This is a genomic window from Prevotella sp. CAG:592, from assembly GCF_000436015.1.
In the GTDB taxonomy this organism is placed as follows: domain Bacteria; phylum Bacteroidota; class Bacteroidia; order Bacteroidales; family Bacteroidaceae; genus Prevotella; species Prevotella pectinovora.
Genome location: NZ_FR892594.1, coordinates 1 through 18,628 on the forward strand (window position 1 = coordinate 1; position 18,628 = coordinate 18,628).

Consider the following 18,628-nt stretch of genomic DNA (forward strand, 5'->3'; position numbering starts at 1 on the left):
TAACGGCCTAATGACCGTTTTGGGTTTATATGGCCTCGTCTGGGATTTTTATGCCGGTCATTTATTAGGGCTTGCCGTGATTTTGAATACTTAATGTCTGGCGAAAGTTGATAATTGTCAAGTATAAACATCGATATTTGTTAACGACATAGAAAAAGGAATAGAAAATTAACTTTTATCCATTGCCAAATGCTAAATATAGGATATATTTGCGGCATGAAGAAAAAAACGATATGGTTGATTGCTGGCGTGATGGGATTTTCATTCCTCGCTCTGCTCTTCCTTCAGCTCACATACATGGATGCCATGATAAAGATGAAGAAGGAGCAGCTCGACGAGTCGGTGAACAAAGCCCTCTATCAGGCAGCCCGGAATCTGGAACTCAACGAAACCCTGAAGTATCTGGAAAAGGAGGTGAACGAAACGGAGAGGCGCGCATATAAGAGCGACTCCGTGGGGACACGCTCCGGACATCCGGACGGTACCGTGCAGCACAGCCACCAATATGCCGTGGCAGACAAGAACGGAAACGTGTATTCATCGTTCGAGCTCAAGACCATAACGATGAGACCCGCCTCGATGCCGAAGGCGATGATACTGAGAAGCGACAAGAACTCCATCTCGGAAGCCACGAAATCCATGAGGGAGATAATAAAAAACAGATATGTCTATCAGAAGGCTTTGCTCGACGAGGTGGTATACAATATCTTATACACGGCTTCAGACAAGCCTCTGAAAGAGAGGGTTAACTTCAAACTGCTCGACCAGGACTTGAAGACGGAGCTGATGAACAACGGAGTGAGCATCCCGTATCATTTCACGGTTTCAACGCAGGACGGAAGAGAGCAATACAGATGTCCCGACTATAGCGACGAGGGAGAGGAATACAGCTACTCTCAGACACTATTCAGAAACGACCCGCTCAACAAGTCGGGCATCGTGAGGATACATTTCCCCGACATGGACAACTACATCTTCAGCAGCGTGAAGTTCATGATACCGTCGATAGCATTCACCATAGTGCTTCTCATCACATTCATATTCACCATCGTGGTGATATTCAGACAGAAGAGGTATACGGAGATAAAGAACGACTTCATAAACAACATGACCCATGAGCTGAAAACGCCTATCAGCAGCATTTCGCTCGCGGCACAGATGCTCTCTGACGATACCGTGACGAAGAGCCCGGTGATGATGAAACATCTGGGAGGAGTGATAAACGACGAGTCGAAGAGACTGAGATTCCTCGTGGAGAAAGTGCTGCAGATGTCGATGTTCGACCGCAAGAAGGCGATTTTCAAGAAGAAAGAACTCGATCTGAATGACCTGGCAGAGAATGTGGCAAACACGTTCACATTGCGTGTGGAGCATACGGGCGGACACATACAGACACAGCTCAACGCAAAAGAGCCGACGATATATGTGGACGAGATGCATTTCACCAACGTGATATTCAATCTGCTCGACAACGCCGTGAAATACAAGCATCCGGACCGACCAGTGGAGCTGATGATAAAATCATGGAACGAGGGCGGTAGGCTGTATCTCTCCGTGAAAGACAACGGCATAGGACTCAAGAAGGAGAACCTGAAGAAGATATTCGAGAAGTTCTACAGAGTGCATACGGGAAATGTGCATGACGTGAAAGGTTTCGGACTCGGACTTGCATACGTGAAGAAAATCGTGGAACTCCACAAGGGAGAGATTCACGTGGAGAGCGAAAGGGGAAAAGGAACCACGTTCATCATCTCGCTGCCCGAGATAAAAAGCGGAAAACAGACAGGAGCCGACGAGTGATCAACACTATTGCAGTATACCCCTGCAACATCGGACAGACAATGTAGAAACGGATTCTGAAAAAGGAAACGGATTCTGAAACAGGTGAAACACTAATATTCAACAGAAAGAATACTAATATAAAAATATATGATTATGGACGACAAGCTTAAGATTTTGCTTTGCGAGGACGATGAGAACCTCGGAATGTTGCTTCGTGAATATCTGCAGGCCAAAGGCTATGCAGCAGAACTCTGCCCCGACGGGGAGGCTGGCTACAAGGCTTTCATGAAGACAAAGTTTGACATCTGCGTTCTCGACGTGATGATGCCAAAGAAAGACGGATTCACACTGGCACAGGAAATCAGACAGGGCAGCCCGGACATGCCTATCATTTTCCTTACGGCAAAGACGCTGAAGGAGGATATACTGGAGGGTTTCAAGATTGGTGCCGACGACTATATCACGAAGCCTTTCTCAATGGAGGAACTGGTGTTCCGTATTGAGGCGATACTCAGACGCGTTCGCGGAAAGAAGAACAACGAGAACACGCTGTATCATATAGGCAGATTCACCTTCGACACTCAGAAGCAGCTGCTCACCATCGGCGAGAAGCAGACCAAGCTCACCACGAAAGAGAATGAGCTGCTCGCTCTGCTCTGCAGTCATGCCAACGAGATTCTGCAGCGTGACTTTGCCCTGAAGACTATCTGGATTGACGACAACTATTTCAACGCCCGCTCGATGGACGTATACATCACAAAGCTGCGCAAGCATCTGAAGGATGACGACCAGATTGAAATCATAAACATCCACGGCAAGGGCTATAAGCTCATCACTCCTGAAGAGGAGTAATTTCTCTCGTAGGTGCAAATAATTACGGGTAGCCTAAGTATTCTGTCTGACTTATCGGCCATGAATGCTTTGACTACCCGTCTTTTTTATTTGTGCAAGACTATTTGTCTTGTTTGGAATCTTTGTTAGTTTTATTGGCAGAAGGCTTTCTCCTGCGTTTATGTGGTTTCTTGTTGTTCGTCACCGGTGCATTGGATTTGTTTGTTTCCAGTATTTGAGAATTTTCAGGAGCATTGGTCACAATGGTTTCCTTGGTTCTGTTGCTTTTCCTTTTGTCTGAATTCCTTCCGCCGCCTTTGCCTTTGGGAGCATCATTACGCTTGACGTTGTTCCTTCCTCTTGGACCATTATTTCTTCCTCTTGTCTTGCTGCCTCGACCGTTTCTTGCCGGACGGTTCATCTTCTTGTATTCCGGTCCCTTGCCGATATAGTCGGGCAGAGGGAGTTTCTCTATCGTGCGACCGAGGAATTCTTCAATCCTCATGAAGTCGCCCACTTCAAGACCGCGCACGAGCGTTATCGCCTTGCCGTCGCGGTTTGCCCTTGCCGTGCGTCCCACTCGGTGTACGTAGTCTTCCACATCGCGTGGCACGTCGAAATTTATGACCATTGATATGTCGTCGATGTCGATGCCTCGAGCCACGATGTCGGTAGCCACGAGCACGTCGGTCTGTCCGCTCTTGAAACGGTACATCACTTCGTCACGCTGCGCCTGTTCGAGGTCTGAATGCATCTCGCAGCTGTTTATGCCCAGACGAAGCAGTTCGCGGTTTATCTCCTTCACCTTCAGTTTGCTGCTTGAGAAGATGATTATCCTCTGCTGCTCTTCGTTCTTGAATATCTCCTGCAGCACCTTTATCTTCTGGTTCTCATGACACACGTATGCTGCCTGATGAATCTTTTCTGCCGGTTTGCTTACCGCCAGCTTCACCACGGTAGGGTTCTTGAGGAGCGTTTTCGCCAGCTGCTCTATCTTGGGCGGCATAGTGGCTGAATACATGATGGTCTGGCAGTCGTCTGGCAGCAGCTTGGCGATGTTCATGATGTCTTCAGAGAAGCCCATGTCGAGCATTCTGTCAGCCTCGTCGAGCACGAAGAATGCGCAGCGGCTGAGGTCTATGTTTCCCATCGTGATGTGGCTTATGAGTCGTCCTGGAGTTGCTATTATCACGTCGGCCCCGAGCTTCATTCCTTTAGCCTCCTGGTAGTAGCGGTTGCCGTCGTTGCCTCCGTATACGGCAACGCTGTTCACGTCGCTCATATAATACGAGAAGCCTTGCATAGCCTGGTCTATCTGTTGTGCCAGCTCTCGCGTAGGACTCATGATGACGCAGTTTATGGCATCCTTGGGGAACCCTCCGTCGTCGAGCATGCTGAGGATAGGGAGCAGGTAGGCTGCCGTCTTTCCCGTGCCTGTCTGTGCCACGCCCAGCAGGTCGTGTCCGTCGAGGATGGGTGGGATACATTGTTCCTGTACGGGTGTGCAGGTGGTGAAGTTCATATCGTCGAGAGCGTCAAGAGTGTTGTCGCTCAAATCCAAATCGTAGAAATCCATATCGTTGTTATTCTAAAAACGTTTCTTTATTGTTATCAGTTATATGCTTTCGCTTTTTGTTATCAGTTGGGTGCTTTCGCACTTTGTTTTTATCAAGTAAGGTGCATTCGCACTTTATGATTATCAGTTAGGTGCCTTGCGGTAGCAGAAGTATGCCACCACGGCGAATATGATGTTCGGTATCCATGCCGCGAGCATAGGCGGTGTGTCTGCCTGTATGGCGAATGTTGCCGATACTGTCTGAAGCATGATGTAGCCGAAGCTCAGAGCCAGTCCGATTCCCAGATACATTCCCATTCCGCCTTTTCTCTTGCGTGAGGATAGCGAGAGTCCGATGGTGGTGAGGATGAATGAGGCAAAGGAGGTGGCTATGCGCTTGTGGTATTCCACTTCGTATTGCACTACGTTGCTTGATCCTCTGTCTATCTGTTTGCTGATGTATTCCTTCAGCTGAGGGCTGGTGAATGTTTCCTGCTGGCCTTTGGAGAACACGAGGTCTGTCGGCTCCATCATTATCACGGAGTCTCTCTGCATTCCGTTGGTTATCTTTTCGCGCATTCCCTGCAGTTTGCGCAGCCGCCAGTTGGTGAGTTTCCAATGGTATTTGCTGTCGGAGATTGTGTCGTATTGTATTTCGCTGGCTGTGAGATGGCTCACGAGCTTTTTGTTCTCGAATTTGTCGAGGCAGAATCCGTAGCCCTTTTTCAGTTCGTTGTCGTAATGCTGTATGTAGGCTATGACGCCTCTGCCCACCTGCAGCTGCACGTTGTCGGCCGACGTGTTCTTCTTCTTGTTCTTATACATCGTCTCGAAATTCTGTCTCACGATGGTGCCTTTGGGGATGATGTAGGAACCGAGATAGAATGTGAGGACCGAGATTATCAAAGCCGAAATCATATATGGCCTCATCAGTCGCTTGAAGCTTACTCCTGCTGCCAGCATTGATATTATCTCCGAGTTGCCTGCCAGTTTGGAGGTGAAGAAGATTACGGCTATGAATACGAATAGCGGACTGAAGAGGTTTGCGAAATATGGCACGAAGTTCATGTAGTAGTCGAAGACTATCGCCTTGAGGGGTGCATGATACTGTGCGAACTTTGCCAGATTCTCGTTGATGTCGAAGACTATCGAGATGGATATGATGAGAAGTATGGAATAAATGTATGTTCCTATGAACTTCTTAATTATATACCAGTCGAGAATCTTGATGTAGCGGCGTGGGTTGATGAAGCGTAGCCACCTCATGTGCTCTCCCAGCCACTTTAGACGGGAGGTGAGAGGATGGTCCGTTTCCTGCATGCGCTGCTTGAATCTGGTAGCCAAAGATTTGATGCTCATTTGCTTTTTCTTTTACATTTGTTTTTTTACGCGTCTTCCTTGTCGTTTATAAGTGCGTCTTGCCAGACCGCCTTTATACGCGTCTTCCCAGATTGTCTATTACTGAGCGCTTCCATGCCACGAAGTCGCCCTGCTCGATATGGTGTCTGGCATCGGTAACGAGGCGCAGATAGAAGCTCAGGTTGTGTATGCTTGCGATTTGCATAGCCAGCAGCTCCTGGGCTTTGAAGAGGTGGTGCAGATAGGCTTTGGAGTGAAGTCTGTCGATGTCGCAGCCGTCGGGGTCGATGGGGGAGAAGTCGTTTTCCCATTTCTTGTTGCGCATGTTCATTGTGCCGTCGTAGGTGAAGAGCATGGCGTTGCGGCCGTTTCGTGTCGGCATCACGCAGTCGAACATGTCCACACCTCTTTCTATAGCCTCGAGGATGTTCTGAGGTGTGCCCACGCCCATGAGATATCTCGGCTTGTCTTTCGGCAGTATCTCGTTCACGGTCTCTATCATCTCATACATCACTTCTGTGGGTTCTCCCACGGCGAGTCCGCCGATGGCATTGCCGTCGGCTCCCTTGTCGGCAACATGCTTCGCTGCTTCGCGGCGCAGGTCCTTGAAGGTGCAGCCCTGCACGATTGGGAACAGAGACTGTTCGTAGCCGTAGAGAGGCTCGGTCTCGTTGAAGCGTTTCACGCATCTGTCGAGCCAGCGTTGGGTCAGTCCGAGACTCTTCTTGGCATATTGGTAGTCGCTCTCGCCCGGAGGGCATTCGTCGAATGCCATCATAATGTCGGCTCCGATTATCCTTTCGGTGTCCATCACGTTTTCAGGGGTGAAGAAATGTTTCGATCCGTCGATATGTGAACGGAACTCGCAGCCTTCTTCTTTCAGTTTTCTGATTCCCGTGAGGGAGAACACCTGGAATCCTCCGCTGTCTGTAAGTATGGGGCGGTCCCAGGTGTTGAATTTGTGTAGTCCGCCTGCCTTTTGCAGCGTGTCGAGTCCTGGTCGAAGATAGAGGTGGTAAGTGTTGCCGAGTATTATCTGTGCCTTTACCTGCTCTCTGAGTTCGCTGAAATGGAGTCCTTTCACGCTGCCGCATGTACCTACAGGCATGAAGATGGGTGTCTTTATCTTGCCGTGGGCGGTAGTTATCGTACCGGTGCGTGCGTCGCTTGCTGGATCGGTATGTTCTAATTCGAATGTCATTTTCTTTTTGATATTCTTTCTGTTGCTGTTGTTGTATTATTCATGTTAGGGAAAGGCGGTTGTGGATGCTTGTTTCATTTGTCGGTCTTTCCCTTTTCTTCTATCGTGAATTTCGTCGGGTTGTCCACGAGTTCGTCTGTCAGGGCGAAGTCCCACACGTCGAGCACGTTCTCCACATAGTGGAATGAAAGTCCTTTCAGATACATGTCGGGTATTTCTTCGATGTCTTTCCTGTTTTCCCTGCACATCACGATATCTGTTATGCCTGCTCTTTTGGCTGCCAGTATTTTCTCCTTTATTCCTCCAACGGGAAGCACCTTGCCGCGCAGCGTTATTTCTCCTGTCATGGCAGTGTTCTTTCTCACCTTGCGTTGTGTGAGGGCTGAGGCGATGGATGTGGCTATCGTTATGCCGGCAGAAGGACCGTCTTTTGGAGTCGCTCCTTCCGGCACGTGGATGTGTATGTTCCAGTTGTCGAAGATGCGGTAGTCTATTCCGAGCACGTCGGAGTGTGACTTCACGTATTCAAGTGCGAGCATAGCCGACTCTTTCATCACGTCGCCAAGGTTGCCGGTTAGCGTGAGCTTGTTGCCGTTGCCTTTGCTGAGGCTTGTCTCGATGAAGAGGATTTCTCCTCCCACGCTGGTCCATGCCAGTCCGGTTACCACTCCCGCATAGTCGTTGCCTTGGTATATGTCGCGATAGAAAGGCGGTTTGCCGAGCAGGGATTCTATCTCCTTCGGCGTGATGCGCGAGAACGGGAGTTCTCCCTTGCTTGCTTTCATGAATGCGAGTTTGCGAAGCGCCTTGTTTATCTGGATTTCGAGTTGGCGCACTCCGCTCTCTCGCGTATACTGTTCGATGATCTTTTCTGTGGCCTGCTTGGTGAACGAGAGGCGCTGGTCGCCAAGACCGGTGTTGTCTTTCTCTTTGGGTATGAGGTGGCGCTTGGCTATCTCTTCTTTTTCCTCTGTGATATAGCCGCTTACCTCGATTGTCTCCATGCGGTCGAGCAGAGGGCGCGGGATGGTGTTCAGGTCGTTTGCAGTAGCGATGAACAGTACTTTCGACAGGTCGTAGTCCACATCGAGGTAGTTGTCATGGAAAGCGTTGTTCTGTTCTGGGTCGAGTACTTCGAGAAGAGCCGACGAGGGATCGCCGTTCACGGTGTTCTGCGTTATCTTGTCGATTTCGTCGAGGATGAAAACGGGGTTGGAAGCTCCTGCCTTCTGGATGTTCTTGATGATTCTTCCTGGCATCGCACCAATGTATGTGCGACGATGACCGCGGATTTCCGACTCGTCGTGAAGACCTCCAAGCGACACCCTGACGTATTTTCTGCCCATTGCCTTGGCGATGCTCTTGCCAAGACTTGTCTTGCCCACTCCTGGAGGACCGTAGAGGCAGAGGATTGGCGACTTGAAATCTCCTCGCAGACTCAATACGGCGATGTATTCCAGGATGCGTTCCTTCACTTTTTCCATCCCGTAGTGGTCGGTATCAAGAACTTTCCTTGCCCTGTTCAGGTCAAGGTCGTCGATGGTGTATTCGTTCCAGGGAAGTGAGACGAGAGTCTGCAGATATGTAAGCTGCACGCTGTATTCCGGACTCTGCGGGTTGAGCAGGTCGAGTTTGTCGAGTTCCTTCTTGAAGACCTTCTCCACGTCGTCGTTCCATGCTTTCTTTTGGGCTTTGTCGAGCAGTTCCTTGCGTTCTGGCTGCCCGTCTTCGTTTCCGAGTTCTTCCTTAATGTTCTTGATCTGCTGCTTGAGGAAATATTCGCGTTGCTGTTCGTCGAGGTCTTCCCGGGTTTTCGAACGTATGTTCTGCTTGAGCTCCAGGAGCTGAAGCTCACGGTTTATTATCTTGAGCATGGCGAACACCCTGTCTTTGATTGAGTCCATATAGATGAGCTCAGCCTTTTCCTCGATGGAGAAGGGCAGGGTGGCGCAGATCACGTTTGTGAGGAGATATCTGTTAGAGATATTCTTCATGGCGAAGGATGCTTCATCCGGGATGTCGTCATTGCCCATGATGAACTGTATGCTCTTCTTCTGCAGGTCTTCCACCGCAGTAGCGTATTCCTTGTCGTCCTCGTCGGCCATTGTCTCAGAGGCTTGGCTGGCATGGCCTTTGAGATATGGGCGCCGCTTGGTGATGTCGTCCAGACGGCATCTGCCGAGTCCCTGTATGATTGCCGTGCTGTTGCCGCCACCTCCAGGGAATTCAAGCACCTTTATGAGTTTGCCGTAAACTCCATATTCATAAAGATCGTTTGCCGTAGGACTTTCCTGCTCCATGTCTTTCTGGCAGAAAACGGCGAAGATCTGATTGCCTTTCTTCTTGCTGCCTACGGCTTTGATGAGTTTCTTGCTCGTTTCCCTGCCCACCAGTATGGGGGAAACGACACCAGGAAACATCATGAGGTTGCGTGTTGCCAATATAGGTATTTCTCCTTCGGGGTGATCCTTGAACAATTCTTTGATGTCACCATCGAAATCTGCTATCATTGAAATACCATTTCCTATTTTTGCATTCATATAAGTTATTGTCGGTCTCTATTTTAAATAATTTTGAAAATCTGTATCTGTAATTTTGGAAATCCGTCTCTTTATTTATATAATAAGAGGTGCAAAGGTAGTCATTTTTCTTCATTTATATTGTGTGTAAAACCATAAATGCTGAAAACATAAATTATATTAATGCTTTTATAAGTCGTTTTTAATCTTTTTTCTTAAATTTGCATTGGATTGAAATAGAAAAAACTGTCTTTTATATTGCTGATGTCAAATAATTATTTCCAGTTCAAGAAGTTTGTCGTCCGCCAGGACTTATGTGCCATGAAGGTCGGCACAGACGGCACGCTGCTGGGCTCATGGGCTCGTGGCGGCAGGAAAATACTGGATATCGGTACAGGCACGGGGCTTGTGGCGCTGATGATGGCGCAGCGGTTTGAAGATGCTGAACTGTGTGCAGTGGAGATAGACCGCGACGCTCATCTTCAGGCAATGGACAACGTGGAGAACTCGCCTTTCAACGGGAGGATAAAGCTCTTCAACCAGTCTATACAGGATTTCAGCACGGAGTATGCGGATGAGAAATTCGACTCGATAGTATGCAATCCCCCCTTTTATGTCAATTCATTGGGATGTCCCGACGACAAGCGCCATATAGCCCGGCATTCATCATCGCTCCCTTTTGATGTGTTGTTGAGGTCGGTGAAGAATCTGCTTTCAGATGAAGGACGCTTGTCTGTGGTAATCCCTACCGACAGCCATCCCTCTTTTGATGCTGAGGCCCGGATGTCGGGATTCAGATGCTCTCGCTTGTGCCGGATCAGGACCGTGGAAAGGAAGCCCCCCAAGAGGATGCTGCTGGAATATGTCTTGCATGGTGGGATAGAAATGCAGCACGAGGAGCATTGCCTGCAGGATAACGACGGCAGAAGGTCGGAATGGTATTCTGATATTACATCAGAATTCTATGTGCGTTGATACTGTTCCAACATTTCAGATGCCTCCAATCATGCTGATTTCTTCGTTTTGTTTTGTTTTTTTGGAAAAAATAATTAAGTTTGCAAAAGTTATATATCGGACACAAGATTATATCGTAGGAACAAGAAATTGAAGTTAGCAACAGAAATCTAAAATTGAAAATATATGAATAATAACCATCTTGTAATAATGGCCGGTGGAGTGGGCAGCCGCTTCTGGCCGATGAGTACAGCAGAATGTCCTAAACAGTTCATCGACGTCCTCGGAGTGGGACGTTCTTTGTTGCAGTTGACATACGACCGTTTCGAAACAATTTGTCCGCCAGAGAATGTCTGGGTGGTGACAAACAAGAATTATGCAGAGATAGTGAAACAGCAATTGCCGGAAATACCGGCAAAGAATATCTTGTGTGAACCATGCCGCCGGAATACGGCACCATGTATCGCATACGTAAGCTGGAGAATCAAATCAGCTAATCCTGATGCCAATGTAGTTGTCACTCCGAGTGACCATGTGGTGATGGATGTTCCTGAATTCAAGAGAGTTGTGGGCAATTGCCTGAAATTCACGGCCGAGACGGATTCCATTGTCACTTTGGGAATGAAGGCGACACGTCCGGAGACTGGCTACGGATATATTCAGGCTGATCTGACCTGCTGTTCGCCACGCAACAAGGAAATCTACAGAGTTGATTCTTTCAAGGAAAAGCCTAATTTGGAAACAGCTCAGAAATATATTGCCGAGAGCAGATATTTCTGGAATGCAGGTATCTTCATCTGGAGCGTGAGGACCGTTGTCAACGCATTCAGGATTTACCAGCCATCATTGGCAAATATATTTGAGAGTATCGCAGACGTGTACGGAACGGAAAATGAGCAGAAGGTGATTGACGAGAGATTCCCGGAGTGTGAAAACATTTCTGTTGACTATGCTATAATGGAGAAGGCTGAAGAGATTTTCGTATGTCCTGCAAGTTTCGGATGGAGCGACCTGGGGACATGGGGCTCTCTCTGGACTCAGACCAAGCATGACCTGATGGGCAACTCATTGATAGGCAATGGCATTTCCACTTTTGAAACTCGTAATTGCATTATCCATACCACAGAGAACAAGCAGGTTGTGGTTCAAGGTCTGGATGGTTATATCGTTGCGGAGAAGGATGGAAGATTGCTGATATGCAAACTCTCTGAAGAGCAAAGGATAAAACAATTCTCAGGACAGAACTGATCTGTTGTGATGATAATCCCCAAATCGGTCATCAGAACGTTTGATTGTCACTAATGACCGATTTGTAATAATCTGTACCAGTATCCGTTCTGGCAAGTTTATGGACTAAGGGTTGAGAGTGTGAGAGTAGGGATGTAAAAACAGGACTACTCTTGCCTAATGCCATTTCTATACTGTATGCAGAATAAAAACAGGGTGTGTAATTCTTGATGAATCAACACACCCTGTTTCTATTTCATTTATAATCCGTTGTCTTTACGTTAGTTTCTTAATCCCGAAACGGTCATTAGACCGTTAAATGGTAGTCTTTTATAACTGTTTGTGCGGTCTTTTGCTTCTCCTAATGACCGATTTTCTTATAGAAACAATCTTGCAGTCTGGTAGACCAATGCAGAAATACACCATGCCGTAGCCGTGGTATATACGGCTGTGAATATAGCCCATTTCCATTTTCCCGACTCGTTCTTTATCGCTACTATCGTAGCCAGGCACGGGAAATACAACAGGACAAACAGCAGATAACAGAATGCTATCAATGGAGTCACCCCGTCTGCCGACATCTTACGGTATAGATTGCTGTATTTTGCCGTGTCCTGGGCTTCATCATCGGCTACTGTCTCATCGCCAGCGTAGAGTACGCCCATCGTGGAAGCCACAATTTCCTTGGCTCCTACACCGGAAATGAGTCCTATTGACAGTTTCCAGTCAAATCCCTGAGGCTTGAACACGGGCTCTACCACTTTTCCTATACTGCCGATATAGCTCTGCTCAAGCTGCTCCTGCTGGTTCAGCTTGTCATTATGCGGGAAATAACCCAATGCCCACACTATTATACTGGCAACAAGGATGATGCCTCCCATCTTTTTCAGATATTGTTTTCCTTTCTCCCAGGTATGGCGCAAGATTGCCTTTGAAGTAGGGAAACGGTAAGGCGGAAGTTCCATCACGAATGGAACGTCCTCGCTCTTCACCAGCCAGCGACTGAACACCTTGCTCATGATTACAGCCACGGCGATGCCTATCACATAGAGAGAAATCATTATTGCGCTGCGGTATTTCAGTGCGAAGAACGTGCTCGTTATCATGATGTATATAGGCAATCTGGCAGAACAGCTCATGAACGGCAATATGAGCATCGTGATGAGGCGGCTCCTGCGGCTTTCGATGGTTCTCGTAGCCATCACGGCAGGCACATTGCATCCGAAGCCCATTATCAGAGGAATGAATGATTTTCCATGAAGCCCCATCTTGTGCATGAGCTTGTCCATGATGAAGGCTGCCCTGGCCATATATCCGCTGTCTTCCATGAATGAAATGAAGGCATAGAGGATGAGTATCTGTGGAAGGAATACTATAACCGAGCCTACACCTCCGATAATGCCGTCTACGAGCATTGCCTTCAGAGGGCCGTCAGACATCGTGTTGCTTATACATCCTCCTAATGCGCCAATCATACTGTCTATCCAGTCCATCGGATATTGTCCTAAGGAGAATGTCACCTGGAACATTATGTACAGAAGCAGGAAGAACAATGGAAAACCAAGATATTTGTTTGTTATGAGCTTATCCAGAGCATGCGTGGTCTGGTAAGTGTCCTCGATGTTTCCTTCCTGATATTCAGCCTCCTTGAGCGCACCATGTATGAAGCCGTATTTCGCGTTCATAATGGCTGTTTCGCTGTCCTCCTTGCACTCTTCCTTTATCCTTACCGCTTCTTTGTCGCGTAGTTTCAGAATCTCATTGCCGTTGGGCAGTGTCTTGATGAACTCTTCAGCATGGCTGTCGTTTTCGAGCAACTTGATGGAAAGATAACGAGTGGAGTATTTGTATCGTATCTGCTCGTCTTCCTGTATGAGCTGCTTCACACGGTCAATTCCCTCTTCTATGTCTTTGCCATGATTTATGTGTATGTGTCTGAAGGTGGAATCCTGCCCCTCATACATATCTATTATGGTCTGGAACAATTCGTCTATACCCCTTCCTGTTCTGAACACGGTAGGAATCATAGGTACTCCCAGGAGATGGCCCAGAACCTTATAGTTGAGCTTGTCGCCCCTTTCCTCAAATTCATCAAACATGTTGAGCGCGCAGACAATCCTTTGGTTCATGTCCACGAGTTGCGTTGTCAGGTAGAGGTTTCTCTCAATATTGCTTGAGTCGATTACATTGATGATAACGTCAGGCGTCTTGTCGATTATCTCACGCCTCACGTATAGTTCTTCAGGGCTGTATGCAGAGAGAGAGTATGTGCCGGGAAGGTCGATGAGGTTGAAGTTATAGCCTTTGTATTCAGCACGTCCTTCTTTGGCGTCTACGGTAACTCCTGAATAGTTGCCCACTCTTTCATGGGCTCCCGAAGCATAGTTGAAGAATGAGGTCTTGCCGCAATTCGGATTGCCCACAAGAGCTACATTGATGATTCTTCGTTTCTTTAGCGCTTCTTCGTGTAGATTGTTGAATTCCGTGTCTTGTTCGTTATTTGAAGCCACGGAGATTCCGTTTTCTTCTGTGGTGTCAGGATTGGCGATGTCTTTGTTTCTCGCTTCGCTCTCTGTGATGATTTCTATCATTGAGGCTTCGGTATGGCGCAAAGACACCTCATATCCCATTATCTTGTATTTAACGGGGTCGTGAAGAGGGGCATTCAGAAGAACCTCTACTTCTTGTCCTTTGATGAAACCCATCTCAACGATTCTCTTGCGAAAACCTCCGTGGCCCAACACCTTTACAATGACGCCTTTCTGTCCGGTGCTTAATTCTGATAATTTCATGATTCTGCTACTGTTACGATAATCCTGTTCGGTGGATTATTTCAATAATGCAAAGGTATAAAAAAAATGGTACAAGTTTTATATGCATAGATTAAAATACCTAATAATCGGTACTGCTTGAGCTATATCATACAAGACTTCACATTTCTGAGGCGCGTTAATCTTTGTTGAAGTATTGCTCAAGCTCATTCCTTGTATTTTCCTCATTCTCAGTTATGTAGCGTATGATTCTGCCGTGTTCCATCAATACGATTTTGTTTGATATGTCTACGGTATGCATCAGATTGTGACTACTTATTAATATTGATGCTCCGGTTTCCTTGTTATAGTCAACTAGCAGCTTCTTCAGGATGTTCTGGCTCGTAGGGTCAAGGAAATTGAACGGTTCGTCAAGAATTACAAGCTGGGGAGAATGTATGAGTGATGATATTATTCCGATTTTCTGTTTGTTTCCGGCAGACATGCTCCTTATCAATTTGTTTTGTCCTATGATTTCTCCATTCATGAAAGCGTCGAAACGTTGCAGATGCTCCGACAGTTCTTCTTTTGTTATATTGCTTATTTTTGCTATGAATTCAAAATATTCTTCAGGAGAAAGATAGTCTATCAAGAAACTTTCATCAATGAATGCTCCTGTATATTTTTTCCATTCTTCATCCACATTGACATTGGTGCCGTATGTCGATCCGTCTTTCATCCTGAATGTCAGGTGTACTTCACCTTCATCGGGTTTCAGCAAATCGAGCATCAAGCGGAATAGGGTGGTCTTGCCTGCTCCGTTGTTGCCGACAACGCCTAATAACGTATTGTCAGGGATTTCCAATGAGTCTATGTCTACTGCAACTTTGGTTGAAAATGATTTTTTCAGTTTATGAATCTGGATTTCCATAATCAGTCATTTATGGTTTTAGAATTGCGCAATTGAGTTTTGTGAAAAAAGCATTAAGGTGTATCATGGTATATAAATACGCATAGATACACCTTAATTGTCTCATCTTTTATATCGTCTTAAACGAGTCCTTTGCCATGACAGTTCTTGAACTTCTTTCCGCTGCCACAAGGACATGGGTCATTGCGACCGGGAAGCTTGTCTTTTACTATCGGTTCGTGATGCTGTTGGGCAGCCGTTTCCCTTGTGTCATGTTGGGCGGCAGCCTGCTGTGCAGAGTCGTTCAGGTCGACTTTCTCTTCTGTGTAGCGCTGGCTTGGCTTGTCAGGAGCCGCTTCCTGCACTTCCTGCTGTTCCATTACCGGAATCTGGGCTCTCATCAATATGCTGACAATCTTGTTGTTCATCTGGTCTACCATATCGTCGAAGAGCTTTACGCTTTCCAGCTTGAAGATCACGAGCGGGTCTTTCTGCTCGTAAGAAGCATTCTGAACGCTGTGTTTCAGCTCGTCGAGCGCACGGAGGTTCTCTTTCCAGCATTCGTCGATGATATGGAGCATGATGGTCTTTTCAAACTCCTTCACCACGCTCTTGCCTTCAGTCTCGTATGCCTCCTTCAGGTTACAAGGTATGTTGTAAACCCTCTTGCCGTCGGCTATAGGCACCATAATGCGCTCATAGATAGCACCCTGCTCTTCATACACCTGCTTTATTACCGGGAATCCGACAGCCTGTATGCGGTCTGTCTTGCGCTTGAAGTCTGCTATAGCCATCTGGAAGGCTTTCTCAGCGAGATTGTTGTGGTTCTCGTTCAGGTATTCAGCTTCGGTGAAAGGACATTCCATAGCGAGAAGTTTCAGGAACTGCTCTTTGCATCCCTCATAATCATGGTTTTCGATTATGTTCACGACTCTATCCCAGATTATGTTGGTTATGTCCATGCCAATGCGTTCACCCATAAGGGCGTGGCGGCGCTTGTCATACACCACAGTACGCTGCTTGTTCATCACGTCGTCATATTCCAGGAGGCGCTTACGGATACCGAAGTTGTTTTCCTCAACTTTCTTCTGTGCCCTTTCGATACTCTTCGACATGAGTGAGCTCTCAATTCTCTCGCCTTCTTTTATACCCATGCGGTCCATGACGCGAGCGATGCGCTCACTTGCAAAAAGACGCATCAGCTTGTCTTCAAGGCTGACGTAGAATACGGAACTTCCAGGGTCGCCCTGACGGCCGGCACGTCCTCTGAGCTGACGGTCTACGCGGCGGCTCTCGTGTCTCTCCGTACCGATGATTGCCAATCCTCCAGCGTCTTTCACTTCCTTAGAAAGCTTGATGTCGGTACCACGGCCAGCCATGTTGGTAGCGATGGTGACAGTCTTGCTGAGACCAGCCTTGGCCACGATGTCGGCCTCGTGCTGATGAAGTTTTGCGTTGAGTACATTGTGAGGAATATGTCTCATCGTGAGCATCTTTGAAAGCAGCTCCGAAATTTCAACTGAGGTCGTACCTACAAGTACCGGACGGCCTTGGTTGATCATTTCCTGTATCTCCTCAATCACGGCATTATATTTCTCTCTTGCTGTCTTGTAGAGTCTGTCGTCGAGGTCCTTTCTCAGTACCGGGCGGTTGGTAGGAATTTCAACCACATCCAGTTTGTAGATATCCCAGAACTCACCTGCTTCCGTGCTTGCAGTACCGGTCATTCCCGAAAGCTTGTGATACATACGGAAATAGTTCTGAAGGGTGATTGTAGCGAATGTCTGTGTGGCCTCTTTCACTTTGACGTGCTCTTTTGCCTCAACAGCCTGATGGAGTCCGTCGCTCCACTGGCGACCCTCCATGATACGGCCTGTCTGCTCGTCCACAATCTTAACTTCTCCGTCCATAACGACATATTCGTCGTCTTTGTTGAACATAGTGTATGCCTTGAGCAGCTGCTGCAAGGTGTGTACTCGTTCGCTCTGTACTGAGTAGTGGTTGAGAAGTTCGTCTTTCTTGTCAAGTCTGTCCTGCTCAGAGAGGTTCTCGTTCTCCAGATTAGAGAGCTGGGTCGTGATGTCTGGCAACACGAACAACTCCTTGTCGTTCACTTCCTTTGCCAGCCATTCCGTTCCCTTGTCTGTAAGGTCAACGGAATTCAGCTTCTCGTCAACGACAAAATACAATGGTTCAACAGCTTCCGGCATGCGGCGGTTGTTGTTCTCCATGTATATCTCTTCAGTCTTCAGCATTCCTGACTTGATGCCGTCTTCAGAGAGATATTTGATGAGTGGCTTGTTCTTTGGAAGGGCCTTATGTGAACGGTAGAGACTCAGGAAACCTTCGTCCATCTTTTTCTGGTCATTGTTCTTCTGACCTTCAGCGATGAGCTGCTTTGCCTCTGAAAGATACTTTGTTGCAAGTTTCCTTTGCACTTCAACCAGTTTCTCTACCAACGGCTGGTATTCCTCAAACATCTGGTCGTCTCCGTTCGGCACCGGACCGGAAATGATAAGTGGTGTACGTGCGTCGTCAATCAATACGGAGTCAACCTCATCGACGATGGCGTAGTTGTGCTTTCTCTGAACGAGGTCGGCTGGAGATAACGCCATGTTGTCGCGAAGATAGTCAAAACCGAATTCGTTGTTCGTACCGAAAGTGATGTCTGCCTGATATGCATTCCTTCTTTCCTGTGAGTTCGGACGATGCTTGTCGATGCAGTCTACTGAAAGACCGTTGAACTCGTACAATGGACCCATCCACTCCGAGTCACGCTTTGCCAGATAGTCGTTCACTGTTACGACATGCACACCGTTTCCTGTCAGGGCATTAAGGAATACAGGGAGTGTTGCCACGAGGGTCTTTCCTTCACCGGTAGCCATCTCCGCAATCTTTCCCTGATGCAGTACGATACCTCCGAAGAGCTGTACGTCATAGTGCACCATGTCCCATTTGAGGTCGTTTCCACCCGCCATCCAGTGGTTGCTGTAGATAGCCTTGTCGTCTTCGATTCTGACGAAATCCTTTGTAGCTGCAAGTTCACGGTCGAAATCATTTGCAGTAACAACCACTTCGTCGTTCTCGGCAAATCTTCTGGCTGTATCCTTCATGATGCTGAAGGCAACAGGCAGTATCTCGTTGAGCACTACTTCATATTTGTCCAGGACTTCCTTTTCCAACTTGTCTATCTGATTGAAGATTTCCTCTCTCTCATCGATAGGCGTGTCTTCGATTTTAGACTTCAGACCCTTGATCTGTTCCTTTTCATTGGCTACTGCGTCCTGCAATTGTTTCTGCAGTTCTTTTGTGCGTTCTCTCAGCTGGTCGTTTGTGAGAGCTTTGATTTCGGGGTAAGCAGCTTTTACCTTCTCTACGATAGGCTGAATCTGCTTCATATCGCGTGTTGACTTGTCGCCAAAAAGCGATTTCAGTAAATTGTTGAATCCCATTATATATTATGCTTTTTTTATTTCTTGATTATATTCGTGTGCAAATTTATACAATTTATTCCTTTTAAGGGCATTAACATCTATTTAT

11 protein-coding genes are annotated in these 18,628 nt (G+C 47.3%); 4 read left to right on the forward strand and 7 right to left on the reverse strand.

From position 1 onward, the window contains the following. Positions 1-216: 216 nt before the first annotated feature. A complete protein-coding gene (locus QVO99_RS07265; protein WP_044064946.1) occupies positions 217-1,800 on the forward strand; it encodes a sensor histidine kinase in 1,584 nt (527 codons plus the stop codon). A 135-nt stretch (positions 1,801-1,935) separates the two neighbouring features. After that, complete coding sequence (gene rprY, locus QVO99_RS07270; protein ID WP_288177043.1) at positions 1,936-2,634, forward strand: response regulator transcription factor RprY; 699 nt, start codon at positions 1,936-1,938, stop codon at positions 2,632-2,634. A 100-nt stretch (positions 2,635-2,734) separates the two neighbouring features. Here rprY and QVO99_RS07275 read toward each other — a convergent pair whose 3' ends face one another. The 4 genes from QVO99_RS07275 to lon all read right to left on the reverse strand — a co-directional run bounded on the left by QVO99_RS07275 (position 2,735) and on the right by lon (position 9,268). After that, the gene (locus QVO99_RS07275; RefSeq protein WP_022316950.1) at positions 2,735-4,189 is read right to left on the reverse strand and encodes a DEAD/DEAH box helicase; all 1,455 of its coding nucleotides are present in this window, start codon (positions 4,187-4,189) and stop codon (positions 2,735-2,737) included. A 123-nt stretch (positions 4,190-4,312) separates the two neighbouring features. Beyond that, positions 4,313-5,434: an LptF/LptG family permease gene (locus QVO99_RS07280; RefSeq protein ID WP_231560812.1), complete on the reverse strand. Its 1,122-nt coding sequence runs from the start codon at positions 5,432-5,434 to the stop codon at positions 4,313-4,315. 166 nt (positions 5,435-5,600) lie between these two features. After that, positions 5,601-6,728, reverse strand: coding sequence for a tRNA guanosine(34) transglycosylase Tgt (tgt, locus tag QVO99_RS07285; RefSeq protein WP_022316952.1), 1,128 nt, complete (start codon positions 6,726-6,728; stop codon positions 5,601-5,603). Between the two features lie 74 nt (positions 6,729-6,802). Further along, complete coding sequence (lon, locus tag QVO99_RS07290) at positions 6,803-9,268, reverse strand: endopeptidase La (RefSeq protein WP_022316953.1); 2,466 nt, start codon at positions 9,266-9,268, stop codon at positions 6,803-6,805. Positions 9,269-9,511: 243 nt separating this feature from the next. Here lon and QVO99_RS07295 point away from each other — a divergent pair, with 243 nt between their 5' ends. After that, positions 9,512-10,222, forward strand: a complete 711-nt coding sequence (locus QVO99_RS07295; RefSeq protein ID WP_042517494.1) for a tRNA1(Val) (adenine(37)-N6)-methyltransferase — start codon at positions 9,512-9,514, stop codon at positions 10,220-10,222. Positions 10,223-10,387: 165 nt separating this feature from the next. Then, the gene (locus tag QVO99_RS07300) at positions 10,388-11,449 is read left to right on the forward strand and encodes a mannose-1-phosphate guanylyltransferase (protein WP_042517493.1); all 1,062 of its coding nucleotides are present in this window, start codon (positions 10,388-10,390) and stop codon (positions 11,447-11,449) included. 356 nt (positions 11,450-11,805) lie between these two features. On the opposite strand, the gene feoB is transcribed toward QVO99_RS07300, so the two are convergent. The 3 genes from feoB to secA form a co-directional block, all read right to left on the reverse strand. Beyond that, complete coding sequence (gene feoB / locus QVO99_RS07305) at positions 11,806-14,220, reverse strand: ferrous iron transport protein B (protein ID WP_022316956.1); 2,415 nt, start codon at positions 14,218-14,220, stop codon at positions 11,806-11,808. Between the two features lie 157 nt (positions 14,221-14,377). Next, on the reverse strand, positions 14,378-15,109 hold the full coding sequence (locus tag QVO99_RS07310) for an ABC transporter ATP-binding protein (RefSeq protein WP_022316957.1): 732 nt from the start codon (positions 15,107-15,109) through the stop codon (positions 14,378-14,380). 119 nt (positions 15,110-15,228) lie between these two features. After that, positions 15,229-18,540 (reverse strand): preprotein translocase subunit SecA, encoded by a 3,312-nt coding sequence (secA, locus tag QVO99_RS07315; protein WP_022316958.1) that lies wholly within the window; start codon positions 18,538-18,540, stop codon positions 15,229-15,231. Between the last annotated feature and the right edge of the window lie 88 nt (positions 18,541-18,628).

Bases quoted from the DNA above. Each gene is read 5' to 3' on its own strand.
- QVO99_RS07300 (WP_042517493.1), top strand. From the start codon at position 10,388: ATGAATAATAACCATCTTGTAATAATGGCCGGTGGAGTGGGCAGCCGC.
- secA (WP_022316958.1), bottom strand. From the start codon at position 18,540: ATGGGATTCAACAATTTACTGAAATCGCTTTTTGGCGACAAGTCAACA.
- QVO99_RS07295 (WP_042517494.1), top strand. From the start codon at position 9,512: ATGTCAAATAATTATTTCCAGTTCAAGAAGTTTGTCGTCCGCCAGGAC.
- rprY (WP_288177043.1), top strand. From the start codon at position 1,936: ATGGACGACAAGCTTAAGATTTTGCTTTGCGAGGACGATGAGAACCTC.
- lon (WP_022316953.1), bottom strand. From the start codon at position 9,268: ATGAATGCAAAAATAGGAAATGGTATTTCAATGATAGCAGATTTCGAT.
- tgt (WP_022316952.1), bottom strand. From the start codon at position 6,728: ATGACATTCGAATTAGAACATACCGATCCAGCAAGCGACGCACGCACC.
- feoB (WP_022316956.1), bottom strand. From the start codon at position 14,220: ATGAAATTATCAGAATTAAGCACCGGACAGAAAGGCGTCATTGTAAAG.
- QVO99_RS07265 (WP_044064946.1), top strand. From the start codon at position 217: ATGAAGAAAAAAACGATATGGTTGATTGCTGGCGTGATGGGATTTTCA.
- QVO99_RS07280 (WP_231560812.1), bottom strand. From the start codon at position 5,434: ATGAGGTGGCTACGCTTCATCAACCCACGCCGCTACATCAAGATTCTC.
- QVO99_RS07310 (WP_022316957.1), bottom strand. From the start codon at position 15,109: ATGGAAATCCAGATTCATAAACTGAAAAAATCATTTTCAACCAAAGTT.
- QVO99_RS07275 (WP_022316950.1), bottom strand. From the start codon at position 4,189: ATGGATTTCTACGATTTGGATTTGAGCGACAACACTCTTGACGCTCTC.